Here is a 13,183-nt window from a genome sequence, read left to right as displayed (position 1 = left end):
ACCAGCACCTCGAACACGATGTCCGAAAGGCCGCGATGATTTCGGCGCGCTGTTCGGGCGAATAGTGCCCGGCATCGTCGATGGTCATGAAGGTCACGTGTCGGGACATGGCAAGCTCCAGTTCCTCGCCCCACGAACGTGGGGGAGAGGTGCGGCGAAGCCGTGATGGAGGAGAGGGAATGGCGCCGACGGCCATACTGCCAATCTCCCCCCTCGTGGGGGAGATGTCCGGCAGGACAGAGGGGGGGCGCGAAGGAGCGCTATCCTGCGGAACTTTATGCCGTTCGAACCGGCTGAATTAAGAGACTTCGAGAGGCTGGCGGGACAGCGCCCCCCTCTGCCCTGCCGGGCATCTCCCCCACAAGGGGGGAGATTGGCCGTCACTCACCCCTTGCCCAACTCTCCACTTCTTCGCTCGACAAAAACCGCAGCACCACATCCGACATCCCGAGCAGCGGTGTGAAAGTCACGATGGTTATCCCGCCTGTCGCATTGGTGCGGGTCAGGCCTTCGGAATAGATGTCGAGCGGCGGCTCCTCGTCGAACCAGACACCGTGCAGCGTCTCGCCCTGCCATTTCTCGCGGCCTTTTTCGTAGGACTTGAAGGAGAGCACGCTTTCGCCCGCCTGCACATCACCGCCACCGCCCCAGCGCACAACGACGCTGTCCAGCGCTCCGGGCGCGCCGCGGCCCATCGTCGTTTCGGCAATGGCGTCGGCCGGGATCATGCCGGTGCCCCATTCCGCCTGTTGCTGCGGCGGGCCGACCAGCACACGCTGCGGATTGTCGCGCGTGCCCTCGCCGGTGACGCCGGCGGCCCAAAGCCGGACGGGCGTGTCGAACACCTTGCCCATCCACCAGTCCGGATAGCGGCCGGTGAGGTGCATGGCCCATTCGGCGCCGCCTGCCTTGGTCTTGCCGAGTTGGTTACCGGCCATGAACAGGCGCTCGCGGCTTTTTGCCCCCGCCGCGTGGAACTCGGACTGCCTTTCGTACGGCCTGTAGGCAGCAAGAAGGTTACGTTGACGGCGTTGGTCCATCTCCTCGAGCAGCGCCAGATAGGTCGCTATCATCGAGGAACGGCCGCAGCCTCGCTTCGAGGCCGCGGATGCGGCTGCGGATCTCCTCATCGCTCAACTGGCCCAGACTGTTTTGGTTCGCATCGAGACCCTGCGAGAACTCTTTGGGCAGCATCGTCAGCACGACCTTCAGATACTGGTCGGGCTTTTCCGCCCTGACCGCGGCGATGACGCCGGCGCCATGGGCGCGGAAATCAGCGCGCAGCGCCGCGGCGAAATCGTTGCCCAGCGTCTTTTTCGAGCGCCTGGCTATCGGCGCGGCGGCCGGCTCGGCCTTCGCTCCAGCGGTTCGGGCGCCGGCGCGCCGCGCCTTGCCTGCGCCGTCAGCCATTGGCGGCTGCAGCGGCCGCCGACGTTCCGGCGGAACGTAGCGCACGCGCCCTGGCGGCCTTGCGCGCCGGCTTCTTGCGCGGCTTGGCGCGGGCGACCTTCGGGGCGGAGGGCTGATCGACCTGTCCGGAAAACGGCTCCGTTCGTTTCAGCTTCGCCGCGGCGGCTCTCATGGCCGACGGATCGAGACCCTGGCGCGGAAAGCCGAAGCCGGCGATCGCGTCGACCGGACCGCCGCGCACCATGCCGATGCGCACACCCGGCACGACTTCCTCGACGCGGCCTGTGCGGGGCGGCTCGCCGAACGATGCGAACTCGCCGATGGCGCTGACGATTTCGGCGCCGTCGTCGCCGGTGATGATGGTGGCATAGCGTGGCATGCAGAGCTTCCGCAGATTGGATTCAACTAAAAGGTCGAGTTCCCGCCCCGCCTGTCCTGCCGGACATCTCGCCCGCAAGGGGGACCATCGATCCCCTTCTTGCGGGGGATATGGCTGGCACGCCACAGGAGGATGCTGTCCCGTCGCCTCGCCAACTGGCGAAGCCACCAAGGTGAGGAGCCACAAAAAAACCCGCCGGGTGGCGGGTCGCTGGCGCAAATCAGCACCATGGATAAAATCATAGCAGAGCTGCCCTCACCTGACAAGGCTCCTAGGTAAATTTTCCTAGCTGCTTGTCTGCAGCCTTGCCGGGAAGCGACTCCGCTCGCCGCACCGATACATCGAGGCCTAGGTCGGAAAGTTCCAGAATTTTTTCTCGGAACCACCTCCGGGCCGAGGGGTTCCACCCTTAGTCGCGACGCGACAGACTCCCGAACAGAGAAACGATCTCGCACAAGAAGGAGAAGATCATGCTCATAAAGATTCTTGCGGCATCGGCTCTGACCATCGGTCTGGCTACGGCTGCGATGGCTCAGAATTCAACGGGCGGTACCGCCGACACGGCGGGCAGCGGCCAGAGCATCACGGTGGACCCCACCACGCCTGCCAATCCGTCGCCCGATCAGATGGCGCCCGATACAGGCACGACGGGCAGCATCACCACGGACGGCATGAATTCGAACGCCGATCGGAATTGCCCCGCCACGCCGCAGGGCGCCCAGCCGGATGCAACTCACACGTCGCCTGGCACGGCATCGCCGTCGGTCAACGATAATCATTGCGGCAAGTAGTAACGAGACGCGGCAGTTTCGTCGCGCGAGGGCCGTGGAGTTGCGCTCCACGGCCCTTTGCTTGGAAGGGAACCATGGCGGACGTGAGCCGTTGCAAGGTCGGGCGTGAGCCGTTGCAGAGTTCAGCAAGGAGAGACCCATGGCAGACGATGAAACCAACCAGGGTAAGGACACGAACGCAGCAGCCGCGCGCAACGGCAGCTCGACGTCCCAGGGCGGCGGCACAGAGCGAAGCAATCCGAGCCGCAGCAGCGCTGCCCGCAGCGGCAGCGCTTCGCGCACCAGCGCCAGATCTTCAGCCGCTTCGGAAGCGGCGATGAGGAAGCAGATCGCCGAATTGAAGCGCGAGGTGAGCCGGCTCAACCGCGCGCTTGCCGATCAGGCCGAGGAAGCCGCCAGTGCGACGCAAGGGTGGTACCAGAGCGCGGCCGACCGGGCCTCCGGCCTCTACAGCGGCGCGGCCGACCGAGCTTCTGAATTCTACGGCGGCGCGAGCGATCGCGCCTCACGCGCGGCAAGGCAGTTGCGAAGCCAGGCCCAGAGCGTTTCCGAAACCGTGCAGCAGAATCCCGGCACCGTTTCCACCGCCATGGTTCTTGGCGGCCTGGTCGGCTTGCTGATCGGCATGGCGATGGCGCGCAACTCGGACACAGACCACGACTGGGCCCGCCCCTGGACCCGATAGAGCAATCGCGCCCCCACGGCCGCCGCAGCGCAGGCCGCTGAAGGAGGCCGGGCCCAGAGCCCGGCCTTTCCATAGCGGCGGGTTGGTGTGCCCGGTTGTCGTTGGTGTGCCCGGTTGGGCTGGTCATTAGCCGGACCTTATGGAATCATTCCCTAAGGGGAATCGCGGAGAGCGGGCATGGACAAATCCGCCATGGCATCGGTCTTTCGGATGCGGCATGCGCCAGCAGGTATTTCATGCGTTCGCAGTCTTGGCCGAGGCCAGGCGGATCCGGTCTTCCATTCGCGCCCGCTTGGCGAAGCCATCCGCTTCATCGCCGAGGCAGACGGCCAATATGATCTGAGCGCCGTGGCCATCTCCTATGGAGATCGCTCGACCCCGCCGCTGGGCGCCCGCGAGATCAAGCAGCTCTGGGCCGAATACGGCGTGCGCCTGATGGAGGCCTAAGGCGGTCCCGGATCGGAAACGCCGCTCATGCGTTTTCAAGCGAGGTCAATGGGAGGAAGCGCCATGAACGTCGCCAATCTGCAACTCGAGGGCCTGCTGATGGCCGTCGCGGCAATCAACCATACCCTGGTGCGCAAGGGGGTGCTGACGGTCGAGGAGATCGACATCGCGCTGCGCAAGGCCGAGGCCGTCGAGACAGGCGAGGACCGGTCCGAGGCGATTTCGGCGTCGAACCGCGATGCGATCAACTTCCCGATCCGCCTGCTCGAGCTCGCCAACCAATGCCAGCCGGAAGCGGACATGCCTTCCTTCTCCAAGCTGGCGCGCATGGTCGGGCAGATGAAGGAACCCTATAACGATCAGATGTGAAGTGGCGGCGCCTCACGCCCGGCCCGGCCAACCCTGTCGGACGGCGAGCAACTTGCCCGGCCCATGCACGGCGGCGAAGAAAAGGCCGGCGAGGAAAGTGAAATGATCGGCGAAGAAGCCGAACTCGGCCTGGTTGCCGGTCCAGTGCGACGGGCCGTGGAATGAAAAGCCGAGGAAGATCACATAAACTGCCGCGACCAGCGCCGCCGGCGTGAAGAAGGCGCCGGTGAGGAAGGCGATCACCAAAAGCACCTCCAGGATCGCCGCGCACCAGGCGAGAAACAGCGGGAACGGAAACCCGGCGGCGGCGATGTAGCCAGCGGTGGCGCCCATATCCATGAACTTGAAGGTCACGGCCATCGCGAAGACGGCGGCGAAGATCAGGCGAGCGATGAGAATGGCGGCGGTCTGCCAGGCCGATTGCGTTTCCACGTTGTCCCTCCGGTTCGAAGCTGTTGATGCCCCAAGGACGGAGGAAGGGCAATGATTCCGACAGGGGGCTGGAATTTTTGCTTCACTTGTTTCCTCACCCCCACTGCAGGCCGAGGAGAGTCGCCGCGCAGCAGCCGGTGAGGCGCCGGCGACGCCGGGACGAACCGCCAGACGGCGAGCCCACAGCCAAGCTCGGCGCTCAACGAGGGCGCTCTCCCTCGCGGCTACGCCGCGCCACCTCTCCCCTGTTCGCGCGGGGCGAGAAAAGCTCAGCCCGCCTTCGCGTGCGGCGGGTGGCTGATCGAGTCGCGCACGGTGCCGTAGGCCGCACCCCAGCGGTCGGTCATGTCGCAGCGTATGTCCCAGAGCTCGGGGAAGAAGCGGTGGCGGGCGCCGCCTTCCAGGATCTCCACCGGGCGACCCTTCAGCGACTTGGCGCCAAGACCGATCGAGCGGTGGATGAGATAGAGGTGGTTGGCGCGGAATTTCTGGAACAGCTCGTCGAACTCGATCAACGCCTCGGCCACGACATAAGCATCGCCATGGTCGTAGTGAGCGTCGTAGACGTCCTCGACGGAAAGCCCGCGGCCGTCGAGATAGGAATGCTTGAAGGCTCGCCAGAGGTCCGGCGGCAGGCGCAGGATAAGCTTGAAGCCTGGCGATTCCTGGCCGCTGCCATTACCGAGCTCGAGGCGGATCTGCTGGTACTCCTTGGGCGACATCGTCTCCAGCAGATCGAGCTGCGCCGTCATCATGCGCACCAGCCGGTGCACGCGGCCCATCAGCGTGATGATGCGGTGCGTGTCTTGCCTCTCCAGATAGTCGAGCACGTCGACCAGCGTGTAGGCGATGAGCTTCATCCACAATTCCTCGACCTGGTGCACGATCTGGAACTGCAGCTCGTCGGCATTGACCATTTGCGAGAGCGGCTTCTGGCAGGCGAGCAGCTGGTCGCATTTGAGATAGACGCCGTAGTCGCGCATTTCGGGCGCCTCGATGCGGGCGTGATAGTCCGACTTGTCCATGGCTCATCCTCCTCGCGCGGGCATGTTCGGCAGGCAGCCAAGGATAGCGCTTCCGGCTTGAACATTGTTCCTTTCTGTTATCCAAGCGGCATAAATTGGAGTACGATTACCGTCCATTGCCGCGACATTGGAGAACGGATCATGCTTGATGCCCTTGACCGCAAGATAGTGTCAGCACTCGAGCGCGACGCGCGCATCTCCTTCGGCGAGCTGGCCGAAGAGGTGGGACTAAGCAAGACGCCGTGCTGGAAACGGGTGAAGGCGCTCGAGGCTCAAGGCATCATCCGCAGCTATTCCACCCGCATCGATCCGGCAGCGATCGGCTTTGACATCGAGGCCTTCATCCAGGTGTCGATCGACTTCGAGGTGTCGGACGCCTTCGAGGCGGCGGTGAGGAAGCACCCGCTGATCCGCCGCTGCTACGCCACGACCGGCGAGGCCGACTATCTGTTGCAGATCGTCACCGTCGACATGCGGGCGCTGGACAGAATGCTGCGCGAGGAGCTCAGCCGGCTGCCCGGCGTGCGCCGCACCGTCACCTCGATGGCGATGCGTGAGATCAAGGGCGACATCTCGTTCGCCGATGCAGCGGCGCATGCGCTAAGGGAATGACTACAAGAATATTTGCAATCAAAGAGTAATTTCGGTATATACCTTAATTGTCGAGACGGGCGGGGGCGATGCGTTTCGAATGGGATGCCGCAAAGGCTAAGATCAATAAGGCCAAGCACGGCATCGATTTCGAGCTCGCTCCGGAATTCGAATCGCCAACGCGGTCGTCGCCATCGACGACAGCACGGACTATGGCGAGGAACGCCTGGTCGCCACCGGGATCATCGGCCTGTCAGTCTGTGTGATGGTCTACGTCGAGCGCGGCGAAACGATCCGGGTGATTTCGCTGCGACGGGCCACGAAGAAGGAGATCGAGAGTTATGTCGAAAACCTCTAGTCGTTCCCGCTCCGCGCCCGTGCACCGGGAAGCAATCCCGTCGAGGCGCACCCGCGAGGAAGCCCTCGGCATCGCCCGGGCCGCGCTTTCGCGCATGTCCGAACAGGAAGATGCGGCGATCAGGGCGGCGGCGTTGGCCGATCCGGATGCGCAGCCTGCGGAAACATTGCCGCGCCGCAAGCCGGGCCGCCCACGCGCCGAAGTCAAGAAAGTGGCCGTTTCGCTGAAGCTCGACCCCGATGTGGTCAGCGCTTACCGCGCCCAAGGTCCCGGCTGGCAGACGCGGATGAACGACGATCTGCGCAAGGCCGCGAAACTAAAGCGCCACGCTCGCTAGATTGCCCTGGCAGGTTGGCGGTGCTCAGGTCAGCCTGAAGCAGGCCGGCCGGCTCGGGCTGCCGCAGCGGCTTTTCCTTCTCGGCGTCGGCCTTGCGCTTCGGGCACGCCTCGAACTCGTGATCGCGGCCGCCGCAATAGGAACAGCATTTGGCAGGCTGATCGGGATGGAGCATCGGTGCCATTCCCAAGAATGCACGAAAAGGTTTCCGGTTGCAGCAATTGCGTGAGGTCGCAACGGTTGCTCAGCCCCGTGCCCCGATTGGTCTACCATGCAGTTCCGGCCGGAAAACCGGCTGCACGTTTTTCCTGGAATCGCCTTACTAAGGAGCTCGCCGCTTGCGCGGCGGGCTCCCTTAATCACCGCTCACGCATGCGCGTGGGGATGACGGACGTCCCAGACGGCCCAGGCCGATGCCGCGACCACGAGCACGCCAAGGATGACGTGCGTGAGCATTACGTTCCTGTCCGCCGCGAAGCCCAGCAGCCAGGGCGACACGATCAGCCAGAGCCCGAGCACGAGATTTACCCATTCCTCCCATTCGGCGAACACCGAAAGCGTCGCGAGCGCCAGCGCACCGAGCAGGACGCCAACAATCCAGGCGTTCCACGCGGGCATCATTGCCGCGGTGAATCCGATGACCCAGGGTGAGATGAACAGGCAGATCGCGAGGACCAGGATAACCCAGTCCTTGCTCTTCCTTTCTTCCATCAGTTTGCTTGCCATGACAACCTCCATCGATGAAGCCAGACCAAAGCAACTGCATTCGCGTGCAATGCGCACGCTATGTTACATGATGTAATACATTTTTACGGAGCGACAAGGGAACCTTCCGCGGTAGCCGTATTGCGCGCCGCACAAGCCCCTTACGGCAAATGCCTTCGATTTCCGGAACGGACCCTCATCCGTAAAAGTCGCTTCCGCTCTCAGCGCCCAGCTGTGGCATGACAATGGCCTCGAGCGGTGCCGTCAGCGACCATTTCAACGCACCGGACGAGCGCTCGAGACTGGAGGAGCCGCTGAGCGATTGCGGCGCCACCCGCTGCAGCACCACGGTGCCAAAACCCTTGCGCGCCGTCTCGTCTGGCTCGCCATTGGCATGGCCATTCGACCTCTCCTGCCAGACAAGCTGAAAGCGGCGCTGCGCCTTCGGGCCGGTCTCGACCGTCCAGGTGATCTCGACATGCCCGCCCTCGCCCGCCAACGCGCCATATTTTGACGAGTTGGTGCCAAGCTCGTGGAAGGCCATGCCGAGATTCTGCACGGCATTCGACTGCAGCGTCAAAAGCGGGCCGGAAAGCGAGATGCGCTCCTCATGACCAAACGGTTTCAGATGTTCCTGGATCAGGTCGAAGAGACTGGCGCCTGCCCACTCCGAGGTAACCAGCAGATCGTGCGAGCGCGACAGCGCCATGATCCGGGCTCGGATCATCTCCTCGAACTCGCTGGGGCTGGCAGAACGCTTGTTGGTTTCCCTGACCATCGACAGGATCACCGCGAACTGGTTCTTCACACGGTGGTTGACCTCGCGCATCAGGAGCCGGATGCGGCGCTCATTTTCCCTGGCGGCGGTGATGTCGCGCGCGATCGTGGAGGCGCCGACGATCTCGCCCGCAAGGCTCCTGATCGGCGACACCGTTACCGAAACGGCAACGAGCGAGCCGTCCTTGCGCTTTCGCATCGTGTCGAGATTTGCCACGCCCTCGCCCCGGCGGATGCGGCTGATGATGTCGGTCTCCTCGTCGTGCATATGCTCCGGGATAAGGAGCAGCATCGATTGGCCGATGGCTTCCTCCGCGCTGTAGCCGAACATGCGTTCTGCCGCGCGGTTCCAGTCGGTGATGGTGCTGTTCAGATCCTTGCCGATGATGGCATCGAAGGAAGAATCGACAATGGCGGCCAGACGCGCATTGGCGCTGGCATCTTCAAATTCCCTGCCCCCGGATGTCACCATGGGCATTAGTTAGCGCGGCCGAATCTCATAGCAAGCGGCTAAGCCTTGGAGGGGTCAGGATTTTCGCCATTCCCCTTTGCTGGATCCAGCACGCCGAAATCCTGCGACTTCATGCCGGTCTCGGCTGTCAGGAAACCTTCGGATGCGAGGCCCCTTCGCAGAAGCTCGCGCACGGCGGCCGAGCGGCTCGGCATGCGTTTCTCGAAGCGCCAGTTCTCGACTGCCGCCAGTTCCTCTTCCGTCAACATGATCTGCAGCCTTTGCGGCCGCTCCAATTCAACCACCCTAGCCTCCCGCAGGTCATGACACGAATGAGTATGTCACTCACTGCCAGTAAAAGTAGGATTCGGCTCAAAAGACGTCAAGGTCATGCGAGACAACAAAGGCGGGGGACGCTGGCGGTGCTAACGATATGGCTACACCGCATTTGCCGTTCTATGCTAACTTGTTGATTTTTTTACAGCTTTTCCATTTTTTAGTTGCCAACCGAGCGAGGTCGGCGCATTATCGCCGGCAGAGGGATGAACCGCCGCGAAAGGAGGTTTTTCCGATGTTACGAGGATTTTCCGACCGGTTGCGCAACGACGCTCACCACAAGGTCCAGCGGGCTTTGCGGCAAAATGGCATCGTCAACATCATCCAATTGTCGGAAGAAATCAGGCTGATGAATCTCGCTGAGAACATTGCCCGCGAGGATATCGAGAGTCTGGTGATGCAGGTGGCTCAGCTCTATGGCGGGGCCATCGAATTCGACGAAGAGGCGCTGACGGCGCTCGACCTGCCCGACGCCTGCCCGGCTGACAGCCGCAACGACCTGGAAAAGGCGTTGCGAGAACGCTCGCTCCTTTCACCCGAGTCGGCGGATCTGCTGCAGGTGAGCGACAAGGGCTAGAGCAATTCCAGTCACTCGCTGGTCAACTCGTCGAGCAGGCGCAGTCCGTTCTCGTACTTCTCGGGGTCGATGCCCGCCTGGTGCGCCTGCCAGAGATTGTCCTTGAGGTCCGCCTGCTTGACAGGCAGCGCAAGCTCGTTGGACGCCGCACGGCAGACAAAGTCGTGCTCGCTTTCGTCCATTCTTTTCGTCAGCGCGTCGACGGCGGCGACGACCGGAAAGCCGAAGCCCTCGGCCTCGAGCCGATCGAGCGTCCACCCCTCGCCTTTCTCGACCACGTCGTGCAGGTAGGCGACGGTTTTCTCGTCAAGCGTTTCGACCGCATCGGCGACGCGTCTCAGATGTTCGATAAAGGGACGGCCGGTCTTGTCTTTCTGGCCGCGATGGGCCTCTTCGGCGATCTTCGCTGCCTGGTAAAGCATGATCTCCTCGATCTATTGGAAGCCCGCCCCAACGGGACAACGAGACGGGCAGGATTGGGTCCCGACCCGGTCCACCGGCACGCCTTGCAGGGGACGGCGCGCCATACTGCGGCAGAACATGAGCAGCGTTCAAATGTTCCCTCGTGTCCGGCCGAAAAACAGGAACCCGCGGCCCGCGCAGTCGTTAGCATTTACGCAAACACAAAGGAGGTCTGCACCATGGATTGGAACCGCGTCGAAGGTAACTGGAAGCAGGTCAAGGGCAAGGTGAAGGAACAGTGGGGCAAGCTCACCGATGACGACCTCGACCGCATCGCCGGCAACCGCGAGCAGCTCGAAGGCAAGATCCAAGAGCGCTACGGCATCGAGAAGGATCGCATCCGCCGCGACATCGACGACTGGGCGAGTCGCCAAGGCTGGTAAGATCCGCCGCCGGATAAAACTGAGCCCGCAGCCCCGATCGGGGCTGCGGCTTCGAAAGCCAGAATTTTGATTTCAGAACAGGGACGTTATATTAGTTGACTAAGCGATTCGTGGCACGGTGAACCGATGGCCAAGAAGAAATCGAGACCGGCCTTGTCCGTTATCGCCGCAGCCTCGCGATCGGAGGCTTCCGAAGCGATTTATTTTGCCCGCAAATGCGGCCTTACCCCCGATGAAGCCCTGCGGATAATGCGCGAGGCGCTCGTGACCGTGGGGCCTAAGCCTGCCGGCGCCGGAAAGCGGAAGCGCTAGGCGCATCGCCTCGGGCGATCGGATACCATCTTTCTCGAACCCGCAGCGGACTTCGGCCAGAATCGCACAGTGCTGTGCTCGGCGGCAAAGCCCGGGGTTCCAAACCGCTCCGTCCGTGACGCGAGAAGGTTCCGCTTGATGGCAGGGTGACACAACATGTGACCCCGCCGCCAGCGCTTATCCGCAACTCCCAAACCCAGGCCAGCGTTTGCAAGCGCGGACCACGCTTTCACTTTCACCTGTCATCGGGAGGGAGAGCTATGGTTTTTCCGGGTTTCCTCGACCCCGAGGATTTGGTCATCCTCGCAGCCGCTCTCGACGACTACTGCCGCACATTTCGCATACCGTCGGACAGTGAGGAGCGGCTTCATGCGGCAAGGCACGCGCTGATTTTGTTTGAGAACGGCTGCCGCGATCCGGTCGAATTGAGTGAAAAGCTCAAGGCCAAACGCAAGTAGCGCAAGCCTGCGTGAACCTTAGGTTCGCCCGCGTCAGCCTCTTGCCGCCAAAATGAAACATACGGCCACCTCGAAAGTTCTTGTCTGAGAGGAGGCGCGCCATGGTTGGAAATGATGGAAAGCAGGTGCAGCAAACGGAGGCCGATGTCCAAATGCTCGCCCACCGGTTGGCAAAGGACGCGGACATTTCGGAAAACGATGCCCGCGAGTTGATCAAGCTAATCGGAACCGACTGGCCTTCGCTGCTGCGCGAAGCCCGGTTCCTCAAAAGCCGACACTGATGCTGCCTGCCGGCCAGGCGTCCCGCGATTCTTTGCGAGCTGCTTCAGCGCTTTGAGAAAAATCGGAGCCGCCAGATCGCATTTGTATTTGGACGGTCCATTGGTCTGGATGACGATCTCAGCCTGCCTCAGGGTCAGGCCGTGCTTTTCGGCGAATTCGAGCGGTTGATAGGCCTGCTCCCAACCTGGCCCTGTCTTTGGCATCGTGACGACTTCCTCCCGCGATTGATACGTGAGGCAACGCATTCGGCTGGACAAGGTTTCAACGGCTCGCACACAGCAGCGAAACCGCTGCCAATCGCCTGACACTGGGTGCATGGAACTTCGGTTGCTGCTGATTGTTGCACCTGAAAGGCGGGCCGGGAATGACCATATCGTCGCTGCATCTGCTCAAGGGCATAGGCTATTCGATCTCAACGGTAAGCGTGATGCTGCTGGCGATCGTCAGTTGGGAGCACGTTTCGCAAAATCCGTTGCTGATTGCCTGCCTGCTTGGCGGCGCCGCCACTTCGATCATCGGGATGTTCTGCCGCTGGCTTTCCTACGAAGTCGAAAAGCGTCAGCAGGAGCGACAGGTAGAGAACGGCCAACCCTTGAACCGGCGGCCAGCATCCTCACCCCTGCCGCCAGCGCCGGAACTCCGAGATCAGCACCGTGATCAGGCTGCTGAGGACGATCCATCTGACGACCTCGCCGTCCGGCACGCCCGGTTGCGGTGACCTGCCTGACCTTGCCGTTTCGTCGCTGGCCGCCACCACCGGCGCGAGATCCTGCCGGCTGCCGCTCCGCACCGAATAGGCGCGGGTGATCTCGGCACCGAAGAGGAAAATCTGTGCCGAATAGTAAACCCAGACCAGCACGACCATCAGCGCGCCGGCAGCGCCATAGGACGTGCCGATGGCGCTGGTGCCGATGTACCAGCCGATCAGCGACTTGCCGATGGTGAAGAGCAGCGCGGTGACGATGGAACCGACGCCGACGTCGCGCCATTTGAGCCTGCGGTCCGGCAGGACCTTGTAGATCGCCGCGAAGAGCAGCGCGATCAGCACGAAGGAGACGATCGTGTTGATCGCGCTCACGATCAGCTCGCCGAACGGCAGGTGCTGGTTGATGACCTCGCTCAGCGCCGAGATCGCCGTGCTTGCGGCGAGCGACACCAGAAGCATGAAGCCAAGAGCTGCCACCAGCCCGAGGCTGGCCGCTCTCGCCCGCACCAGGCGCGAAAGCGAAACGCCGCTGGGCTTGACCTTCCATATCTCGTTCAACGACTGCTGCATCTCTCCGAAGACGCCGGAGGCGGTGACAAGCAGCGTGATCAGCCCGATGAGGGTGGCCAGCGTGCTGGACCCGCGATGCGCGGCGGTCTCGATCACCGCCGTGAGCAGTTCGGCGCTTTGCGGTCCCATCACCCCCGCGAACTCAGCCGAAACCGCGAGCTGCGCGGCGTCGTTGCCGATGACGACGCCCGCGATCGCTACGACGATCAGAAGGATCGGCGCCAGCGAGGTCGTGGCGTAGAAGGCCATCGCAGCGCCATGGCTCAGCGCATTGTCGTTGACATAGCCGGTGATGCTCTCTTTGAGCACAACCCAGGCTTCCTGGAACCAGCGCTGCATC

The 13,183-nt window shown here is 62.7% G+C and carries 22 protein-coding genes; 11 read left to right on the top strand and 11 right to left on the bottom strand.

Annotated elements, in window-relative coordinates:
- Positions 1 to 380: 380 nt before the first annotated feature.
- From P9228_RS25235 to P9228_RS25225, 3 genes are read right to left on the bottom strand one after another with little or no spacing between them, the layout of a single operon-like run.
- Positions 381 to 1,073, bottom strand: a complete 693-nt coding sequence (locus P9228_RS25235; RefSeq protein WP_278056105.1) for a terminase family protein — start codon at positions 1,071 to 1,073, stop codon at positions 381 to 383.
- Positions 1,018 to 1,410: a hypothetical protein gene (locus P9228_RS25230; protein WP_278056104.1), complete on the bottom strand. Its 393-nt coding sequence runs from the start codon at positions 1,408 to 1,410 to the stop codon at positions 1,018 to 1,020. Before P9228_RS25230 ends, P9228_RS25235 begins: the two co-directional genes overlap by 56 nt.
- On the bottom strand, positions 1,403 to 1,789 hold the full coding sequence (locus tag P9228_RS25225; protein WP_278056103.1) for a hypothetical protein: 387 nt from the start codon (positions 1,787 to 1,789) through the stop codon (positions 1,403 to 1,405). Before P9228_RS25225 ends, P9228_RS25230 begins: the two co-directional genes overlap by 8 nt.
- Before the next feature lie 470 nt (positions 1,790 to 2,259).
- On the opposite strand from P9228_RS25225, the gene P9228_RS25220 reads away from it, so the two are divergent.
- The 4 genes from P9228_RS25220 (at position 2,260) to P9228_RS25205 (ending at position 4,081) form a co-directional block, all read left to right on the top strand.
- Complete coding sequence (locus tag P9228_RS25220; RefSeq protein ID WP_278056102.1) at positions 2,260 to 2,580, top strand: hypothetical protein; 321 nt, start codon at positions 2,260 to 2,262, stop codon at positions 2,578 to 2,580.
- Positions 2,581 to 2,719: 139 nt separating this feature from the next.
- Positions 2,720 to 3,265 (top strand): hypothetical protein, encoded by a 546-nt coding sequence (locus P9228_RS25215; protein WP_067325184.1) that lies wholly within the window; start codon positions 2,720 to 2,722, stop codon positions 3,263 to 3,265.
- 177 nt (positions 3,266 to 3,442) lie between these two features.
- Positions 3,443 to 3,712 (top strand): hypothetical protein, encoded by a 270-nt coding sequence (locus P9228_RS25210; RefSeq protein WP_278056101.1) that lies wholly within the window; start codon positions 3,443 to 3,445, stop codon positions 3,710 to 3,712.
- Between the two features lie 63 nt (positions 3,713 to 3,775).
- Positions 3,776 to 4,081, top strand: coding sequence for a hypothetical protein (locus P9228_RS25205; RefSeq protein ID WP_066999393.1), 306 nt, complete (start codon positions 3,776 to 3,778; stop codon positions 4,079 to 4,081).
- A gap of 12 nt (positions 4,082 to 4,093) precedes the next feature.
- Here the strand turns inward: P9228_RS25205 and P9228_RS25200 are convergent, their stop codons facing one another.
- Together P9228_RS25200 and P9228_RS25195 are read right to left on the bottom strand one after the other, a co-directional pair.
- Positions 4,094 to 4,513, bottom strand: a complete 420-nt coding sequence (locus P9228_RS25200) for a DoxX family protein (protein ID WP_278056100.1) — start codon at positions 4,511 to 4,513, stop codon at positions 4,094 to 4,096.
- 269 nt (positions 4,514 to 4,782) lie between these two features.
- On the bottom strand, positions 4,783 to 5,538 hold the full coding sequence (locus tag P9228_RS25195) for a tryptophan 2,3-dioxygenase family protein (RefSeq protein ID WP_067325194.1): 756 nt from the start codon (positions 5,536 to 5,538) through the stop codon (positions 4,783 to 4,785).
- 141 nt (positions 5,539 to 5,679) lie between these two features.
- Between P9228_RS25195 and P9228_RS25190 the strand changes: the two genes are divergently transcribed.
- Together P9228_RS25190 and P9228_RS25185 are read left to right on the top strand one after the other, a co-directional pair.
- Positions 5,680 to 6,150, top strand: a complete 471-nt coding sequence (locus P9228_RS25190; protein WP_067325198.1) for an Lrp/AsnC family transcriptional regulator — start codon at positions 5,680 to 5,682, stop codon at positions 6,148 to 6,150.
- A 320-nt stretch (positions 6,151 to 6,470) separates the two neighbouring features.
- On the top strand, positions 6,471 to 6,824 hold the full coding sequence (locus tag P9228_RS25185) for a BrnA antitoxin family protein (protein ID WP_278056098.1): 354 nt from the start codon (positions 6,471 to 6,473) through the stop codon (positions 6,822 to 6,824).
- A 366-nt stretch (positions 6,825 to 7,190) separates the two neighbouring features.
- Here P9228_RS25185 and P9228_RS25180 read toward each other — a convergent pair whose 3' ends face one another.
- From P9228_RS25180 to P9228_RS25170, 3 genes are all read right to left on the bottom strand, one after another.
- Positions 7,191 to 7,550, bottom strand: a complete 360-nt coding sequence (locus P9228_RS25180) for an SPW repeat protein (RefSeq protein ID WP_066999436.1) — start codon at positions 7,548 to 7,550, stop codon at positions 7,191 to 7,193.
- Between the two features lie 175 nt (positions 7,551 to 7,725).
- Entirely contained in the window at positions 7,726 to 8,784 is a 1,059-nt protein-coding gene (locus tag P9228_RS25175) for a PAS domain S-box protein (RefSeq protein ID WP_245460751.1), read from the bottom strand.
- A 32-nt stretch (positions 8,785 to 8,816) separates the two neighbouring features.
- Entirely contained in the window at positions 8,817 to 9,062 is a 246-nt protein-coding gene (locus P9228_RS25170; RefSeq protein ID WP_067325210.1) for a hypothetical protein, read from the bottom strand.
- Positions 9,063 to 9,190: 128 nt separating this feature from the next.
- Here P9228_RS25170 and P9228_RS25165 point away from each other — a divergent pair, with 128 nt between their 5' ends.
- The gene (locus tag P9228_RS25165; RefSeq protein ID WP_127246798.1) at positions 9,191 to 9,670 is read left to right on the top strand and encodes a hypothetical protein; all 480 of its coding nucleotides are present in this window, start codon (positions 9,191 to 9,193) and stop codon (positions 9,668 to 9,670) included.
- A gap of 11 nt (positions 9,671 to 9,681) precedes the next feature.
- On the opposite strand, the gene P9228_RS25160 is transcribed toward P9228_RS25165, so the two are convergent.
- Positions 9,682 to 10,092 carry an HD domain-containing protein gene (locus tag P9228_RS25160; RefSeq protein WP_067325217.1) on the bottom strand — a complete coding sequence of 137 codons (411 nt, stop codon included), beginning with the start codon at positions 10,090 to 10,092 and terminating at the stop codon, positions 9,682 to 9,684.
- A gap of 219 nt (positions 10,093 to 10,311) precedes the next feature.
- Between P9228_RS25160 and P9228_RS25155 the strand changes: the two genes are divergently transcribed.
- The 4 genes from P9228_RS25155 (at position 10,312) to P9228_RS25140 (ending at position 11,566) form a co-directional block, all read left to right on the top strand.
- Complete coding sequence (locus P9228_RS25155) at positions 10,312 to 10,515, top strand: CsbD family protein (RefSeq protein ID WP_066999415.1); 204 nt, start codon at positions 10,312 to 10,314, stop codon at positions 10,513 to 10,515.
- 126 nt (positions 10,516 to 10,641) lie between these two features.
- On the top strand, positions 10,642 to 10,827 hold the full coding sequence (locus P9228_RS25150) for a hypothetical protein (protein ID WP_066999417.1): 186 nt from the start codon (positions 10,642 to 10,644) through the stop codon (positions 10,825 to 10,827).
- Positions 10,828 to 11,087: 260 nt separating this feature from the next.
- On the top strand, positions 11,088 to 11,285 hold the full coding sequence (locus tag P9228_RS25145) for a hypothetical protein (protein ID WP_067325226.1): 198 nt from the start codon (positions 11,088 to 11,090) through the stop codon (positions 11,283 to 11,285).
- Between the two features lie 101 nt (positions 11,286 to 11,386).
- Complete coding sequence (locus P9228_RS25140; RefSeq protein WP_082953924.1) at positions 11,387 to 11,566, top strand: hypothetical protein; 180 nt, start codon at positions 11,387 to 11,389, stop codon at positions 11,564 to 11,566.
- Between the two features lie 413 nt (positions 11,567 to 11,979).
- Here the strand turns inward: P9228_RS25140 and P9228_RS25135 are convergent, their stop codons facing one another.
- Entirely contained in the window at positions 11,980 to 12,156 is a 177-nt protein-coding gene (locus P9228_RS25135) for a hypothetical protein (RefSeq protein WP_278056093.1), read from the bottom strand.
- Between the two features lie 24 nt (positions 12,157 to 12,180).
- A complete protein-coding gene (locus P9228_RS25130) occupies positions 12,181 to 13,182 on the bottom strand; it encodes a YihY/virulence factor BrkB family protein (RefSeq protein WP_278056091.1) in 1,002 nt (333 codons plus the stop codon).
- Position 13,183 lies beyond the last annotated feature (1 nt).

It is taken from the genome of Mesorhizobium sp. WSM4898 (genome assembly GCF_029625845.1).
Classification (GTDB): domain Bacteria; phylum Pseudomonadota; class Alphaproteobacteria; order Rhizobiales; family Rhizobiaceae; genus Mesorhizobium.
This window is presented reverse-complemented; position numbering and strand designations above follow the sequence as displayed.